13 protein-coding genes are annotated in these 16,022 nt (G+C 66.0%); 10 read left to right on the forward strand and 3 right to left on the reverse strand.

Translation table 11 applies throughout. The features are described from left to right. The first annotated feature begins 15 nt into the window (after positions 1 to 15). On the forward strand, positions 16 to 837 hold the full coding sequence (gene fabI / locus HCU64_RS18845; protein WP_233385735.1) for an enoyl-ACP reductase FabI: 822 nt from the start codon (positions 16 to 18) through the stop codon (positions 835 to 837). 13 nt (positions 838 to 850) lie between these two features. Here the strand turns inward: fabI and HCU64_RS18850 are convergent, their stop codons facing one another. Both HCU64_RS18850 and HCU64_RS18855 read right to left on the reverse strand, forming a co-directional pair. Beyond that, positions 851 to 1,534 carry an MOSC domain-containing protein gene (locus tag HCU64_RS18850; protein ID WP_233385736.1) on the reverse strand — a complete coding sequence of 228 codons (684 nt, stop codon included), beginning with the start codon at positions 1,532 to 1,534 and terminating at the stop codon, positions 851 to 853. A gap of 133 nt (positions 1,535 to 1,667) precedes the next feature. Next, entirely contained in the window at positions 1,668 to 2,606 is a 939-nt protein-coding gene (locus HCU64_RS18855) for a polyphosphate kinase 2 family protein (RefSeq protein ID WP_233385737.1), read from the reverse strand. Positions 2,607 to 2,734: 128 nt separating this feature from the next. On the opposite strand from HCU64_RS18855, the gene HCU64_RS18860 reads away from it, so the two are divergent. From HCU64_RS18860 to HCU64_RS18875, 4 genes are all read left to right on the forward strand, one after another. Next, positions 2,735 to 3,331 (forward strand): histidine phosphatase family protein, encoded by a 597-nt coding sequence (locus HCU64_RS18860; protein WP_233385738.1) that lies wholly within the window; start codon positions 2,735 to 2,737, stop codon positions 3,329 to 3,331. Positions 3,332 to 3,511: 180 nt separating this feature from the next. Further along, positions 3,512 to 7,600: a Pls/PosA family non-ribosomal peptide synthetase gene (locus tag HCU64_RS18865; RefSeq protein ID WP_233385739.1), complete on the forward strand. Its 4,089-nt coding sequence runs from the start codon at positions 3,512 to 3,514 to the stop codon at positions 7,598 to 7,600. 106 nt (positions 7,601 to 7,706) lie between these two features. After that, complete coding sequence (locus HCU64_RS18870) at positions 7,707 to 8,144, forward strand: VOC family protein (protein WP_233385741.1); 438 nt, start codon at positions 7,707 to 7,709, stop codon at positions 8,142 to 8,144. Between the two features lie 38 nt (positions 8,145 to 8,182). Then, complete coding sequence (locus HCU64_RS18875; RefSeq protein WP_233385742.1) at positions 8,183 to 8,656, forward strand: SRPBCC family protein; 474 nt, start codon at positions 8,183 to 8,185, stop codon at positions 8,654 to 8,656. Between the two features lie 73 nt (positions 8,657 to 8,729). Here the strand turns inward: HCU64_RS18875 and HCU64_RS18880 are convergent, their stop codons facing one another. Then, positions 8,730 to 9,383 (reverse strand): alpha/beta hydrolase, encoded by a 654-nt coding sequence (locus tag HCU64_RS18880; protein WP_183506497.1) that lies wholly within the window; start codon positions 9,381 to 9,383, stop codon positions 8,730 to 8,732. A gap of 294 nt (positions 9,384 to 9,677) precedes the next feature. Between HCU64_RS18880 and HCU64_RS18885 the strand changes: the two genes are divergently transcribed. The 5 genes from HCU64_RS18885 to HCU64_RS18905 all read left to right on the forward strand — a co-directional run bounded on the left by HCU64_RS18885 (position 9,678) and on the right by HCU64_RS18905 (position 15,973). Then, complete coding sequence (locus tag HCU64_RS18885) at positions 9,678 to 10,850, forward strand: cysteine desulfurase family protein (RefSeq protein WP_233385745.1); 1,173 nt, start codon at positions 9,678 to 9,680, stop codon at positions 10,848 to 10,850. Between the two features lie 68 nt (positions 10,851 to 10,918). Beyond that, positions 10,919 to 12,388: a Fe-S cluster assembly protein SufB gene (sufB, locus tag HCU64_RS18890; RefSeq protein ID WP_233385747.1), complete on the forward strand. Its 1,470-nt coding sequence runs from the start codon at positions 10,919 to 10,921 to the stop codon at positions 12,386 to 12,388. A 92-nt stretch (positions 12,389 to 12,480) separates the two neighbouring features. After that, positions 12,481 to 13,230: a Fe-S cluster assembly ATPase SufC gene (gene sufC / locus HCU64_RS18895; protein ID WP_233385748.1), complete on the forward strand. Its 750-nt coding sequence runs from the start codon at positions 12,481 to 12,483 to the stop codon at positions 13,228 to 13,230. Next, complete coding sequence (locus HCU64_RS18900; RefSeq protein ID WP_233385749.1) at positions 13,230 to 14,552, forward strand: SufB/SufD family protein; 1,323 nt, start codon at positions 13,230 to 13,232, stop codon at positions 14,550 to 14,552. Before sufC ends, HCU64_RS18900 begins: the two co-directional genes overlap by 1 nt. Positions 14,553 to 14,728: 176 nt before the next feature. Next, positions 14,729 to 15,973, forward strand: coding sequence for a cysteine desulfurase (locus HCU64_RS18905; RefSeq protein ID WP_233385750.1), 1,245 nt, complete (start codon positions 14,729 to 14,731; stop codon positions 15,971 to 15,973). Positions 15,974 to 16,022 lie beyond the last annotated feature (49 nt).

Consider the following 16,022-nt stretch of genomic DNA (forward strand, 5'->3'; position numbering starts at 1 on the left):
GACCAAGGGTGGATCATGTCGGACGGAACCGGTTTGCTGGCTGGCAAGAACGGGCTTGTGCTCGGAGTCGCCAACAACCGATCGATCGCCTGGGGCATCGCCAAGAGCGCGGCCGCGCATGGCGCCAAGCTCGCCTTCACCTACCAGGGCGACGCCCTCAAGAAGCGCGTCGAGCCGCTGGCGAAGGAACTCGACGCCCACGTCGTCGGCCATTGCGACGTCACCGATCCCGCTTCGATCGACGCCGTCTTCGCCAAGGCCGGCGAGGTGTTTCCGGAAGGCCTCGACTTCGTCGTCCACTGCATCGCCTTCTCGGACAAGGACGAGCTGACGGGCCGCTACGTCGAGACCTCGGAAGCCAACTTCACCAAGTCGCTGCTGATCTCCTGCTACTCCTTCACAGCCGTCGCCCAGCGGGCCGAGAAGCTGATGAAGAACGGTGGCTCGCTGCTCACGCTGACCTATTACGGCGCCGAGAAATGGATGCCACACTACAACGTGATGGGCGTCGCCAAGGCCGCGCTCGAAGCCTCGGTGCGTTATCTGGCTGCCGATCTCGGGCCCTCGAACATCCGCGTGAACGCAATCTCGGCCGGTCCGATCAAGACGCTCGCCGCCTCCGGCATCGGCGACTTCCGCTACATCCTGAAGTGGAACGAGTATAACGCGCCCTTACGCCGGACCGTGACCATCGACGAGGTCGGCGAGACCGCTGCCTACCTCGTCTCCGACATGTCCCGCGGCATGACCGGCGAGATCCTGCACGTCGACGCCGGCTACCATGTCGTCGGCATGAAGAACCCTGAAGCGCCGGACCTGTCGCTCGACAAGGACTGAGCGCTGCACGCGCCTAGCCTTCGAGGCGGGGAGCCCAGTCCTCCACCGCCTCGCGCTCTAGCCGCCGGGCGGCGAGTTGTCGCCAGGATTGCGACAACGGTTCCAGCGCCGCGATCCCTGCCAGCGCCACCCTGTCCAGCCGATCGACGTAGAAGACGTGCAGCAGGCGGGCGAGGGGCCAGTCCGGACAGGGCCTGTCCACAAGTGTAAGCCCATCGCCAGGCTCGACCATGCCCGGTTCCAGCACCCGATAGTACCAGCCGGTGCGCCCACTCGTCTGAACCCGCCGCGCCATATCCGGCACGCCGAAGCGCTCGTTGAGCTTCCAGCACGGCTGACGCGCCTGGCTGACCTGGAGCAGAGCGGAGCCGGCGCGCCAGACGTCGCCGACATGGATCTCGGCCTCGGTGATCCCTAGCGACGAAAAATTCTCGCCGAAGGCGCCGGCCTGGCCGATCAGGTCGGGCAGGGAGGGCAGATCGGCCCGCCATGCCTCCGCGTGATCGAGGGCATAGTGATGGACGGCCTTTTCAGGTCCGCCGTGGAAGCGGCGGTCGGCCTGTTCGTCTCCCTCCAGACCCGTCTTTCCGATCGCGATCCGTCCCAAGACCGGCATCTTGGCGATGGCGCTCGGAGCGCCCTTTCGGCCGAGCGGCGCGACACGCCCGACCTGAACCGAGGAAATCTCGACGACCATCCTTGCCTCCGAGGGCGCAGCGCTACGTCCCGGACAAGGCGTTGTCCATTTGAACCGAGCTGCTTCCGATGACGCCGTCACCAGTTCCGACACTCGCAACGACTGCGGCACCAATCGAGAATGGCATGCTCGCTCAATCCTCCACCTTGAGACCCGCGATCCCTTCTTTGGCTTCGGGAAACTCAGGGTTCATCGCCTCCAACGTGTCGGCAATGGTGCGGGCGACGACGAGGTTGCGGTACCATTTGCGATTGGCCGGCACGACGAGCCACGGAGCATAAGGCGTCGAGCAGCGCGACAGCGCGTCCTCGAAGGCCTTCTGGTAGGCATCCCAGCTCTTGCGCTCGATCAGATCGCCCGGATCGAACTTCCAGTGCTTGTCCGGCTCGGCGATCCGGGCCTCCAGCCGCTCCTTCTGCTCGTCCTTCGAGATGTGCAGGAAGAACTTGATTACCGTGGTGCCCGATGCGGTGAGCAGGCGTTCGAAATCGTTGATCAGGCCGTAACGCTCTCGCCAGACCGGCTCAGGCACGAGGTCCTTCACGCGCACCACCAGCACATCCTCGTAGTGGCTGCGATTGAAGACGCCGATCATGCCGCGGCCCGGCGTATGGAGATGGTAGCGCCACAGAAAGTCCTGATCGAGTTCCGCCGCGCTGGGAACCTTGAACGACCAGACCCGGCAGCCCTGTGGGTTCACGCCCTCGAAGACATTGCGGATGGTACCGTCCTTGCCGCCGGTATCGATGGCCTGGAAGACCACGAGCAGACTGCGTTTGTGCTCGGCGTAGAGCCGCTCCTGCAGAACCTGGATTCGAGCACGTTCCGCCTGGAGCAACTCCTTGGCTTCCCCCTTCTCGAACCCGCCATCGGCATTTGCGTCGATCGCAGCCAAGCTGACGGTCTTGCCGGGCTCGACCATGACGATCCCCGGAGCCGGCTTCGGAACCGTGGGAACATGGCCGCCGATCATGGCCGGCGAGGTCTCGGCGCTTGTTTCGTCCTGCGACGCTTTGGCCGGATTTTTCTCGCCATCCCCGGGATGATGATGCTTGCCGTGCTTCTTCGTCATGAGGAAAGTCGATCGCTGAGTTTTTGAAACTTCACGAAGGCACGCTACCGGAGGCGGAGAGCGCGGTCCAAGGCTTCCGGGCGGCTCGCAAAACCCAGCCGGGCAGTGCCCAGGATCGGATAGACCTAGTGCAGTCGAGTTCGGCGATCTGGTTCGTTCGCCACGGCCAGACCGATTGGAACGCGCAGAGGCGGCTTCAGGGCCAGCGCGATATCGACCTGAACGCCACGGGCCTCTCTCAGGCCGTGGAAGCAGCCTCACGCTTGCGCGCCGTCGCCGGAGCGGAGCTGGCACAGGCCAGCTTCGTGGCAAGCCCGCTGATCCGGACCCGGCGCACGATGGAAGCGCTGCGTGGCTCGCTCGGGCTGCCCGAGGCGGAATACCGCGCCGACGATCGGCTCAAGGAAATCTGCTTCGGCACTTGGGAAGGCTCGACCTGGGCCGAGATCCGGCGCTGGGACCCATCGGGAGCGGCGGCGCGGGACCGCGACCGCTGGAATTACCGGCCGAAGGGACAAGGGGCGGAGAGCTACGCCATGCTGACCGAGCGCGTGGCGGCGCTCCTCCAAGAGCTGGCCGGCCCCACCGTGCTCGTCGCCCATGGCGGAGTTGCCCGCGCGGCGCTCGTGGCGCTCGGCCATCTCGATACCTATGCCGCCCCACGTCTCGGCATCCGCCAGGGCAACATCCTGGTCATCGAGCCCGCCGGATGGCGGTGGGCCTGACGCAATCCGTCATTCAACCCTAGTTCAAGCGCGGCATGGAACCGTGCTAGGCGACGCTCGCTGGGGCTCACGCTCCCGTGAGGGTGGGGCCCGGTCGCAAAACGGCCCCGAGCGTCGGCCAAGCATCGCCGAGCCGATCCAAGACCAGAGGACCGGTCCCTGACGGGAGCGGAAGTTCGGATGAGCACACTCACCGACGCGAGCACGGCGCGCCAGGGCGGCACATCGCCCGATGGGCTCGTCGGCAAGGCTGTGCTGCACGGCGAGTCCCGGCCCGAGCTGATCCGCGACGAGGTGCTCGCCGACATTTTTCGCGCGAGCGCCGAGGCGCGCCCGGATCATCCCTGCCTGGTCGATGCGTCCGCGCGCGGTGCAGAAGGCGGATATCCGGCCCTCACCTATGCCGAGGTCGATGCGCGCTCCGATGCCGTCGCTGCGGCTCTGGCCAATCGCGGCATCGGCCCGGGAGCCGTGGTCGGCCTCTGGATGGCGCGCGGTCCCGAACTGCTGATCGCGCAGATCGGCATCACGAAATCGGGCGCCGCCTGGCTCCCCTTCGACGCCGAGGCACCCGCGGAGCGCGTCGGCATCTGCCTGAAGGATGCCGAGGCCAAGGCACTCCTCGTCTCGGAGGCGCTGAAGCCGGGTGCGCCCGAAGCCGCGCCCGTCGTAACCACCGAATCCTTGTTGCGCGACGTGCCGGAGGGGGCACCGGCGCCGGATCTCAAGTCGCTGCGCCTGACGCCGCAGCATCCGGCCTACCTGATCTACACCTCTGGCTCGACCGGCGTGCCGAAGGGCATAGTCATCAGCCACGCCAACATCTGTCACTTCCTTCGCTCCGGGAACGCGCTCTACGGCATGCGGCCGGACGACGTCGTCTTCCAGGGCGCGAGCGTCGCCTTCGATCTCTCGATGGAGGAGATCTGGGTTCCCTATCTCGTCGGCGCGACGCTGTTCGTCGCGACGCCGACGATGATGGGCGATGTCGAGAGCCTGCCTGGCATCATCGCCGAGGCCGGCGTCACGGTGCTCGACACGGTGCCGACGCTGCTTGCCATGATCCCTGGCGATCTGCCGAAGGTTCGCCTCGTCCTGCTCGGCGGTGAGGCGCTGCCGGAGCCGCTCGTCGGCCGCTGGGCCGTGAACGGCCGCCAGCTCTTCAACACCTATGGCCCCACCGAGGCGACTGTGGTCGCCACCGCTGCAGAGATGAAACCGGGCGAGCCGGTCACCATCGGCGGCCCGATTCCGAATTACACGATCTACGTGGCCGACGAGGCGCTGAACTTGCTCGGGCCCGGCCAGCAGGGCGAGTTGCTGATCGGCGGCCCCGGCGTCGCCAAGGGCTACCTGCAGCGTCCCGAGCTGACGGCCGAAAAATTCATCGCCAATCCCTTTGCGACCGGCGGCATCGATCCGGTGCTCTACCGCTCGGGCGACGCGGTCTCGCTCGACCAGCAGGGACGCATCGCCTTCCACGGGCGCATCGACGACCAGGTGAAGATCCGCGGCTTCCGGGTGGAACTCGGCGAGATCGAAACGCGCGTCAGGGCGGAAGCCGGGATCAATCAGGCCGCCGTGGTCGTGCGCAACGACGATGGCGTTGAGCGCCTCGTCGCCTTCGTCGTTCCCGAGCGCGGCGCGGCGGTCGATCCGGCCGCTTTGCGCAAATCGCTTGCGGCGCAGCTGCCGCCCTACATGGTGCCCGGCCATTTCGAGACCGTGGAGACGCTGCCGCGGCTGACCTCCGGCAAGGTCGACCGCAAGGCGCTCAAGGCTGCCCCGCTGACCGTGTCCAAGGTCGAAGGCGAGCAGGAAGAGCCTGCCAATGCCACCGAGGCGGCGCTGCTGGCGGCTGCGAAGAGGGCGTTCGGCGAGCAGCCGATCGGCTTCGACGCCGATTTCTTCGCCGACCTCGGTGGTCACTCTCTGCTCGCTGCCCGCTTCGTCGGTGCCGTGCGCGAGACGCCGGTGCTCGCGGCCATGACCATCCGCGACGTCTATGCCCAGCGCACCTTGCGGGCGATGTCTGACGACCTGATCGCCCGCTTCGGTGGCGTCGGCACGGACGTGGCCGTGCGCGACCTGAGTTTCGAGCCTCCGCCGCTCATGCGCCGGGCTTTGTGCGGGCTGGCCCAGGCCATCGCGCTGCCCTTCGTGATCGCGCTCGCCACCTCACAGTGGCTCGGCATCTTCGTGACCTACCTGCTGCTCACCGGCGGCGGCCTGAGCTTCTTCGCCGAACTCGGCGTCCTGCTCGCGGTGTATATCGGCCTCGTGCTCGGCACCGGCGCCATCGCCGTGACGGCGAAATGGATCCTGCTCGGGCGAACCAAGCCCGGACGGTACCCGCTCTGGGGCCAATATTACTTCCGCTGGTGGCTGGTCTCGCGGCTGGCGCCGCTGGTGCACATCAAGTGGCTGCAGGGCTCGCCTGCCATCGTCTGGTATCTCCGCCTGATGGGCGCGAAGATCGGCAAGGACGCGCTGATCTCGGAGCTCGTCGTCGGCGCGCCGGATCTCATGTCGATCGGCGAGGGGGCGACGCTCGGCGGCCACAACGTGGTGGCCAATGCCGAGGTAATCGGCAACGAGTTGGTGATCGGCACCGTCGAGATCGGCCGAGACGTCGTCACCGGCGCCTCCTGCGTCTTCGGGCCGAACACGGTGGTCGGCGACTACGCCCAGCTCGCCGACCTGACCACCGTTCCGGAAGGCACCGTGATCTGCGAGGCCGAAGCCTGGGACGGCTCGCCCGGCCGCAAGGTCGGCATGGTCGACGTTGCGGATCTGCCCGAGCCGGCGCAAGCCTCGCCAACGCGCCGCTTCTGGCTCGGCGCGGCCTATCTCGCCATCGTCACCATCGTACCGTCGGTCGGCCTTCTGCCGATCTTCCCGGCCTTCTTCGTCTTCGACCAGATCAGCGACTCACTCGGTGACGTCACCGACATCGACTACCACTGGTACCTGCCGCTGCTGACCTGGCCGACCGCCATGTTGATGACGGCGAGCTCCGTGCTGCTCATCTCGCTGATGCGCTGGGTGCTGATGCCACGGCTGAAGACCGAGACCTACTCGGTCCACTCACTGTTCTACCTGCGCAAATGGACCCTGGCGCTCGCCGTCGAGGTGACGCTGGAGATGCTCTCCTCGCTCTTCGCCACCGTCTACATGCGGGCCTGGTACCGCATCATGGGCACGCGCATGGGCAAGGGCTCGGAGATCTCGACGAACCTCTCCGGGCGCTACGACGTCGTCGATATCGGCGCCAACAACTTCCTGGCCGACGAGGTGATCATCGGCGAGGAGGAGATCGTCCGTGGCTGGGTGGAGACCAAGCCGGTCAAGACAGGCGCACGGGTGTTCATCGGCAACGAGGCCGTCGTTCAGCCGGGCGCGGTGGTGCCGGACGACGTGCTGATCGGCATCAAGTCCAAGGCGCCGTCGAATGAAGAGATGAAGCCCGGCGACACCTGGTTCGGATCGCCGCCGATCAAGCTGCCGACCCGCCAGAAGGTCGATCTCGGTGAGATCGGCAAGACTTACGAGCCCGGCATCGGCCCGAAGCTGCGTCGTGGCCTGTTCGAGGCTTTCTCGACCTCGTTCTCGCCCATGCTCTATCTGACGCTCGCGGTCTGCGGCATCGACTACTACTTCTACCCGGCGATCCTCGCCGAGGACTGGTCCGGCCTCGCGGTGAGCTTCGTCGTGCTCAGCGTGGCCTTCGCCTTCATCCAGACGACCGCCGTGATCATCCTCAAATGGCTGCTGATGGGCACCTACAAGCCCGGCATGCGCCCGATGTGGTCGTGGTTCGCCATGCGCACGGAGGCGATCGCGGTGGCCTATTGGGGGCTCGCCGGCAAGGTGCTGCTCGAGCACATGATGGGTACTCCCTTCCTGCCCTGGATGCTGCGTCTCTTCGGCGTGAAGATCGGCAAGGGCTGCTGCCTGTTCACCACCGACGTGACCGAGTTCGACTGCGTGAAGATGGGCGACTACGTCACCATCAACCGCGTCGCCGCGGCGCAGACGCACCTCTACGAGGACCGGATCATGAAGGTCGGCCGCGTCGAGATCGGCAACGGCGTCTCGATCGGCTCCTTCGCCACCGTGCTCTACGACGCCAAGGTCGGCGACTTCGCTCGGCTGCGCCCGCTCACCATCGTCATGAAGGGTGAGACCATCCCGCCCCACAGCGAGTGGGAAGGGGCCCCGCCGGTGCCGGTCATGCGCGCTCCTGTGGAGATCCAGAAGGCGGCCTGAGCACGTCATCTTTTTTGCAAAAGAATCGCGGGAGGCTGTCGGGAAGGCCGCGCTTCGTTCGTCTTGATGAAGGAGCCCACAAGGCCGAGCAAGAGAGGAGCCCAGGATGAGCTGCGACGAGTCGAACGTCACCCCGCCGAACATGAAGCCGCCGAAGGGTATCACCAAGGGCGGCGTGGTCGCCTACCTCTCGATCCAGGGCGCGACGAGAGCCGCCGAGTTCTACGGCCAAGCCTTCGCGGCCGAGACCGCCTTCGCCATCCCGCCCGACGACAAGGGGCGGACGATGCACATCCATCTGCACATCAACGGCTCGTCGGTGATGCTGGCCGATCCCTTCCCGGAATACGGCCATCCGATCGACGCGCCGTCGGGCGTGACCATGACCCTGCAGGTCGACGACATCGAGGCTTGGTGGAAGCGCGCCATCGATGCCGGCTGCACCCCGGTGATGCCCGTCTCCGAGATGTTCTGGGGCGACTATTACGGTCAGGCTCGCGACCCGTTCGGCGTGCTCTGGGCCTTCAATCAGCCGAAGCCCTGAACGCGCTCGCCTTCCCTTCTTTCGACGGAGACAGACTCATGACCGAAACCGCCGAAAGCGCGGACCGCGATCTCGTGCTCACACGCCTGATCGCGGCGAGCCCGGCCGCACTCTTCCGCTGCTGGACCGATCCGGAGCTGATGAAACGGTGGTTCACGCCGCCACCCTTCAAGACGGTGCATGTCGAGAACGACCTGCGCCCGGGCGGGTCGAGCCTCGTGGTCATGCAGGGTCCCGACGGCACCGAGTTTCCCAATCGCGGGATCTATCTCGATGTCGTGCCGAACGAGCGCATCGTCTTCACCGACGCCTACACCTCGGCCTGGGAGCCCTCCCAAAAACCTTTCATGACGGGGATCCTCACCTTCGAGGCAGAAGGCGAGGGTACGCGCTATACGGCGCGCGTCCGCCATTGGACGGCGGCCGACCGCGAAGCCCACGAGAAGATGGGGTTTCACCAAGGCTGGGGGACGGCGACCGATCAGCTCGCGGCGTTGGCGGCGACGCTGTAGGACAGGGCACCAAAACCCTCCCCCCCTCTGCGGGAGAGGGTGGCCCGCGAAGCGGGTCGGGAGAGAGTTAGGCTCAAGCCGCCTTTGCCGGTCCCAAACGCTTGTCGAGATAGGTGTCGACCGTCTGCGTCAGCTCGTCGACCTTGCCGTCGAAGAAATGGTTGGCGCCCTCGACCATCTGGTGCTCGATGATGACGCCCTTCTGGACCTTCACCTTCTCGATCACCGGCATGACCTCGCGGGCCGGGGCCACGCGATCTTCCGAGCCGTGCACGAACAGGCCGGAGGACGGGCAGGGGGCGAGAAAGGTGAAGTCGTAGCGGTTCGCCATGGCCGCGATCGAGATGAAGCCTTCGATCTCCGGGCGGCGCATCAGGAGCTGCATCCCGATCCACGAGCCGAAGGACACGCCGGCGATCCAGCAGGCCTTGGCCTCCGGATTGACCGACTGCACCCAGTCAAGCGCGGAAGCCGCATCCGACAACTCACCCGAGCCGTGATCGAACGCGCCCTGGCTACGGCCGACGCCACGGAAATTGAAGCGCAGGGCCGCGAAGCCGCGATTGGCGAAGGTATAGAACAGGTTATAGACGATCTGGTTGTTCATCGTGCCCCCGAACTGGGGGTGCGGATGCAGGATGATCGCGATCGGCGCGCCCTTCTTCTTGGGCGCCTGATAGCGGCCTTCGAGGCGACCGGCCGGGCCGGTGAAGATGACTTCGGGCATGCTGTCCTCAGGCGGAGCGTCCGATCGCCTCCGCTCCATCGATGCTCGCAGGACACGGCAGGCCCGCTCTTCGCGATGCCTTGACTCGTTCCGCCAGCCCCGTACAAGCGGCTTAGAATAATTCTAGACGATTAGAAGCATTCTAAAGTAGCGGTCGCCGAGCGCCGCGTCTCATTGCTGATGTTCGAGGCAGCGCCTTAGCACGCTGACCGGGGGCAAAAGCAAGAAAATCCGGCACCTACGGATGCCGCACTGCGAAATCGAACGCTGAGATCGACCAACCCCGACGAAGTCATGAACGGAGCGGCACGCAGCTACCTCGACCACAACGCTACCACCCCGGTCCGTCCGGAGGTGGCCGCGGCGGTCGCGCACGCGCTGACGCTGCCAGGCAATCCGTCCTCGATCCATGCCGAGGGGCGGGCCGCGCGTGCCTTGCTGGACTCCGCTCGCGACGCTGTTGCCGCCCTGGTCGGTGCGAAGGGGAGGCAGGTGACTTTCACCAGCGGGGGCACCGAGGCCGCCAATGCCGTGCTTTCGGGCGCGCTCCGGCGCGACGGGCAGCCAGCACCGGCGCGGCTGCTGATCTCGGCCACCGAGCATGCCTGCGTCGCCGCCGGACATCGCTTCCCGGCCAATGCCGTCGAAGTTCTGCCAGTAGACGCTGCCGGCCTGCTGCGCCTCGATGTGCTGCGCGAGCGGCTTTCGGCTCTGGCCGGCGAGAGCCTGCTGATCTCGGTTCACGCCGCCAATAACGAGACCGGCGTGATCCAGCCGCTGGCGGAGATCGTCGCTCTCGCCCGCGAGCACGGCCGGGCACTGGTTCACAGCGATGCCGTTCAGGCGATTGGAAAAATTCCGCTCGATTTCAACGCTTTGGGCCTCGATGCAGTGACGCTGTCGGGCCACAAATTCGCGGCGCCGAAGGGCGCCGGTGGCTTCGTGCTCGGCAAAGGCGTCAACCTGGAAGCCGCTTTCGTGCGTGGCGGCGGCCAGGAAGCGCGCCAGCGCTGTGGCACCGAGAACCTCGCCGGCATCGTCGGGATGGGGGAGGCGGCGCGTCTCGCGCTCGCCGATCTCGACACCGAAAGTGCGCGGCTCGCGGCTTTTCGTGGTGCGCTGGAGGATCGCGTACTCGCTCTGGCACCCGATGCGACCGTGTTCGGCAAGCGTGCGCCACGCCTACCGAACACCTTCAGCTTCGCCGTTCCCGGCATCGAGGCCGCCACTGCGCTGATCGCCTTCGATCTCGCCGGTGTCGCGGTCTCGTCCGGCTCGGCCTGCTCGTCCGGAAAGGTCGCGCGTTCCGCCACGCTCGCCGCCATGGGCGTGAGCCCTGCGCTCGCCGCGGGGGCGCTGCGCGTCAGTTTCGGCTGGAATTCACGGGATGAGGACGTGACCCGCTTCCTCACGGCCTTCGAACGGCTCGTCCAATCCCTATATCAGCGGCGAGGGCAGGCGGCATGATGTTCGCCTCCCACCGTCATCTCGCAAGCACGCCGGCCGCTCGGGCCGGCGCCGTCAGGAGACGTTGAATGCCTGCAGTGCAGGAAACCATCGATCGCGTCCGTTCGATCGACCTCGACCAGTACAAGTACGGCTTCGAGACGACGATCGAGATGGAGAAGTCCGAAAAGGGCCTCTCCGAGGACATCGTGCGCTTCATCTCGGCCAAGAAGGGCGAGCCGGAATGGCTGCTCGAATGGCGCCTCGACGCCTATCGCCGCTGGCTCACCATGAAGGAGCCGACCTGGGCGCGCGTCGAGTACGACAAGATCGACTACAACAACCTGTATTACTATGCCGCGCCCAAGCGTAAGGCGGCCCAGTCGCTCGACGAGATCGATCCCGAGATCCTCAAGACCTACGAGAAGCTCGGCATCCCGTTGCGCGAGGTCGAGGTGCTGGAGGGCATCGCCCCCGAGCGCCGTGTCGCCGTCGATGCCGTGTTCGACTCCGTCTCGGTCGCGACCACCTTCAAGAAGGAACTCTCCAAGGCCGGCGTGATCTTCATGCCGATCTCGGAGGCCGTGAAGGAGTATCCCGACCTGGTGAAGAAGTATCTCGGCTCGGTCGTGCCGGTGACCGACAACTTCTTCGCGACACTGAACTCGGCGGTCTTCTCTGACGGGTCATTCGTCTACATCCCGCCGGGCGTGCGCTGCCCGATGGAGCTGTCGACCTATTTCCGCATCAACGAGCGCGATACCGGCCAGTTCGAGCGCACGCTGATCATCGCCGACAAGGGCTCCTACGTCTCGTATCTCGAGGGCTGCACGGCCCCGAAGCGCGACGACAACCAGCTGCACGCCGCGGTGGTCGAGCTGGTCGCCCTGGAGGATGCCGAGATCAAGTACTCGACCGTCCAGAACTGGTACCCGGGCGACAACGAGGGCAAGGGCGGCATCTACAACTTCGTGACGAAGCGCGGCGATTGCCGCGGCGCCCGCTCGAAGATCTCGTGGACCCAGGTCGAGACCGGCTCGGCCATCACCTGGAAGTACCCGTCCTGCATCCTGCGTGGCGATGACTCGCGCGGCGAGTTCTACTCGATCGCGGTGTCGAACGGCATGCAGCAGGTCGATTCCGGCACCAAGATGATCCACCTCGGCAAGAACACCACGAGCCGGATCATCTCGAAGGGTATTTCGGCCGGCCGCTCGCAGAACACCTATCGGGGCCTCGTCTCGGCTCACAAGAAGGCCAAGGGCGCGCGCAACTTCACGAACTGCGACTCCCTGCTGATCGGTGATCAGTGCGGCGCGCACACCGTGCCCTACATCGAGTCGAAGAACGCCTCGGCCGTCTTCGAGCACGAGGCCACCACCTCGAAGATCTCCGAGGACCAGAAGTTCTACTGCCAGCAGCGCGGCCTCTCCGAGGAGGAGGCGACCGCGCTCATCGTCAACGGCTTCGTCCGCGACGTGCTGCAGCAGTTGCCGATGGAGTTCGCCGTCGAGGCTCAGAAGCTGATCTCGATCAGCCTCGAAGGCTCGGTGGGCTGAGGCCCACCCAAACAAGAATGCTCAACGTCGGCGCCGACCCCGTTGCCTCGCGGCGGGGTCCGGCTGCCGCTTCCAACTAGGACGACCCCAGCATGCTCGAAATCAAGAACCTCGTCGTGAAGATCGAGGACAACCAGATCCTCAACGGCCTGAACCTCACCGTGAACGATGGCGAGGTCGCCGCGATCATGGGCCCGAACGGCTCCGGCAAGTCGACGCTCTCCTACGTCATCGCCGGCAAGCAGGACTACGAGGTCCTCGACGGCGAGATCCTGCTCGACGGCGTGAACGTGCTGGAGATGGCGCCCGACGAGCGCGCCGCGGCCGGCCTGTTCCTGGCCTTCCAGTACCCGCTGGAGATCCCCGGCGTCGGCACGATGACCTTCCTCAAGGCCTGTATCAACGCGCAGCGCCGCGCCCGCGAGGAGGGCGAGATCTCGACCCCGGACTTCATCCGCAAGGTCAACGCCGCCGCGGACAAGCTCGAGATCAACAAGGAGATGCTCAAGCGCGCCCTCAATGTCGGCTTCTCCGGCGGTGAGAAGAAGCGCATGGAGATCCTGCAGATGGCTCTGCTGGAGCCGAAGTTCTGCGTGCTCGACGAGACCGATTCCGGCCTCGACATCGATGCGCTGCGCATCGTTTCCGAGGGCGTGAACGCGCTGCGCGAAAAGGGCCGCTCTTTCCTCGTCATCACCCACTACCAGCGGCTCCTGAACCACATCGTGCCCGACACCGTGCACGTCATGTCGAAGGGCCAGATCGTGAAGACCGGCGGCAAGGAGCTGGCGCTCGAACTCGAGCAGTCGGGCTATGCCGATTACCGCAGCGAGGCCGCGTAATGGCCGACATCACCAACCTGCGCACCTCGGCCGAAACCGGGCTCTCGAAGCTGTTCGAGACGACCCGCCAGAACCTGGCGTCGTCCGAGCAGATCGCGCGCGAAGAAGCCTTCAAATTCTTTGAGGCAACCGGCCTGCCGAGCCGCCGCGTTGAGGCCTTCAAGTACACCGACCTGCGCGCCGCCATCTCCGAGGCCGCGCCGCCGGCCGAGGCTCCGTCCGCGGAAACCGCCAAGGCCGCCGTCGCCTCCGCGAAGGCGCTGGCCAACGTCGAGGCCGTGCGCCTGACCTTCGTCAACGGTCATCTCGTCGCCGCCCTGTCGGATCTCGACCGGGTGCCGGCCGGCGTCACCGTCACGCCGCTCAATGAGGCGCTCGCCAAGGGCGATGCCCGCCTCGGCCAGCTCGCCCCGGTCGAGCAGACCCGCGAGAACCCGATCTACCAGCTCAACACCGCCTTCCTGGCCGATGGCGCGCTGATCTCGGTCGAGGCCGGTGCCACGGTCGAGACGCCCGTGCATCTGCGCTTCGTGGCCACCGGTGCGACCGCCTTCTCGACCGCAACGCGCGTGCTCGTTTCGGTGGGTGAGGGCGCCGAGTTCTCGTTCTTCGAGAGCCACGAGGGCCCGGCCCGCCTCGCCTACCAGCCGAACGACGTCGTGGATGCGGTCATCGCCGACAAGGCCACCCTGCGCCACACCCGGCTCAACAGGGAAGGCGACAAGGCCATCGCGCTGTCGACCATTGCGGCCCGGCTCGGTGCCGAGTGCAACCTGGAAAGCGTGAACCTCGTCTTCGGCGGCGCGCTCTCGCGTCACCAGATCTACCTGCATTTCGCCGGTGAGAACGCCAACGCCATCGTCAACGGCGCGGCCATGCTCGGCGACGGCCAGCTCGCCGACTCGACGCTTCTGGCCGACCACGCCGCCGTCGGCGGCGTAAGCCGCGAGCAGTTCAAGACGGTGATCGATGGCGATGCCACCGGCGTCTTCCAGGGCAAGATCATCGTCCGCCAGATCGCGCAGCAGACCGACGGCAAGATGAAGTCGGACTGCCTGCTCCTCACCGACGAGGGGCAGATGATGAACAAGCCCGAGCTCGAGATCTTCGCCGACGACGTCGCCTGCGGCCACGGCGCCACCTGCGGCGCGCCCGACGAGGAGTTGCTGTTCTACCTCATGGCCCGCGGCCTGCCGAAGCCCGTCGCCGAGAGTCTGCTCGTCCAGGCTTTCATCGGCGAGGCCCTGGAATCGGTCACGCACGAGGGCGCACGCGATGCCCTGATCGGCGAGGTCGAGGGCTGGTTGAAGGCGCGGGGCTAAACCCGGGCCGACGAGGGCGATCCCATCATCGAACCTCATCCTGAGGTGCCCGCGAAAGCGGGCCTCGAAGGAGGGCTCCAGGGATCGCCGAAATATCTGGAGCCCTCCTTCGAGGCCTCCGTTTCGCTCCGGCACCTCGAGGCGAGGTCCGGGGTGGGAAAGCCAGGTCCGCCACCATGAACGCACCCCTCCGCCAGCCCAGCTACAACGTCGCGGAAATCCGCAAGGAATTCCCGATCCTTTCGCAGTCGGTCTACGGCAAGCCCCTGGTCTATCTCGACAATGCCGCCTCGGCCCAGAAGCCGAAGGCCGTGATCGATGCCATGGTCGGCTGCATGGAAGGCGGCTACGCCAACGTGCATCGTGGCCTGCACTACATGGCCAATGCCGCGACCGAGGGCTTTGAGGGCGCGCGCGAGACGACGCGCCAGTTCCTCAACGCGGACTCGACGGACGAGATCATCTTCACCCGCAACGCCACCGAGGCCTACAACCTCGTCGCCTCGTCGATGCACCGGGCCGGCCTGATCGGGGAGGGGGACGAGATCATCCTCTCGATCATGGAGCACCATTCCAACATCGTGCCCTGGCATTTTTTGCGCGAGCGCTACGGTGCCGTGATCAAGTGGGCGCCGGTCGACGACGAGGGCAACTTTCTGGTCGAAGAATACGAGAAGCTCTTCAGCCCTCGTACGAAAATGGTCGCGATCACCCACATGTCGAACGTGCTCGGCACGGTGACGCCGGCCGAGGACATCATCCGCATCGCCCACGCGCACAACGTGCCGGTGCTGCTCGATGGGGCGCAGAGCGCGGTCCACCGGACCATCGACGTGAAGGCGCTCGATTGCGACTTCTTCGTCTTCACCGGCCACAAGGTCTACGGGCCGACCGGGATCGGCGTGCTCTACGGCAAGAAGGAATGGCTCGACCGGCTGCCCCCCTACCAGGGTGGCGGCGAGATGATCCGCACGGTCACGCAGGACACCATCACCTACAACGACCCGCCGCATCGCTTCGAGGCCGGAACCCCGGCTATCATCGAGGCGATCGGGCTCGGTGCTGCTCTCGAATTCATGATGGGCGTCGGCCGCGAGGCGATCGCCGCTCACGAAGAGGCGTTGACCGCCTACGCGCAGGAGCGTCTCGGGGCAATGAACTCGGTCCGCCTGATCGGCACCGCGCGGGACAAGGGCGGCGTCGTCGCCTTCGAGATGAAGGGCGCGCACGCCCACGACGTCGCGACCATCATCGACCGCCAGGGTGTCGCGGTGCGGGCAGGGACGCATTGCGCAATGCCGCTCCTCAACCGCTTCGGCGTGACCTCCACCTGTCGCGCCTCGTTCGGCCTGTATAATACGAAGGCCGAGATCGACACACTCGCCGAGGCGCTGGCCAAGGCCGAGATGATGTTCGCCTGATTGTTCGGAGTTTCCGTCGCGGCTTCAGGCCGCATCGGAGGAGTGACAT

This window comes from Methylobacterium sp. C25, assembly GCF_021352225.1.
Lineage (GTDB): Bacteria > Pseudomonadota > Alphaproteobacteria > Rhizobiales > Beijerinckiaceae > Methylobacterium.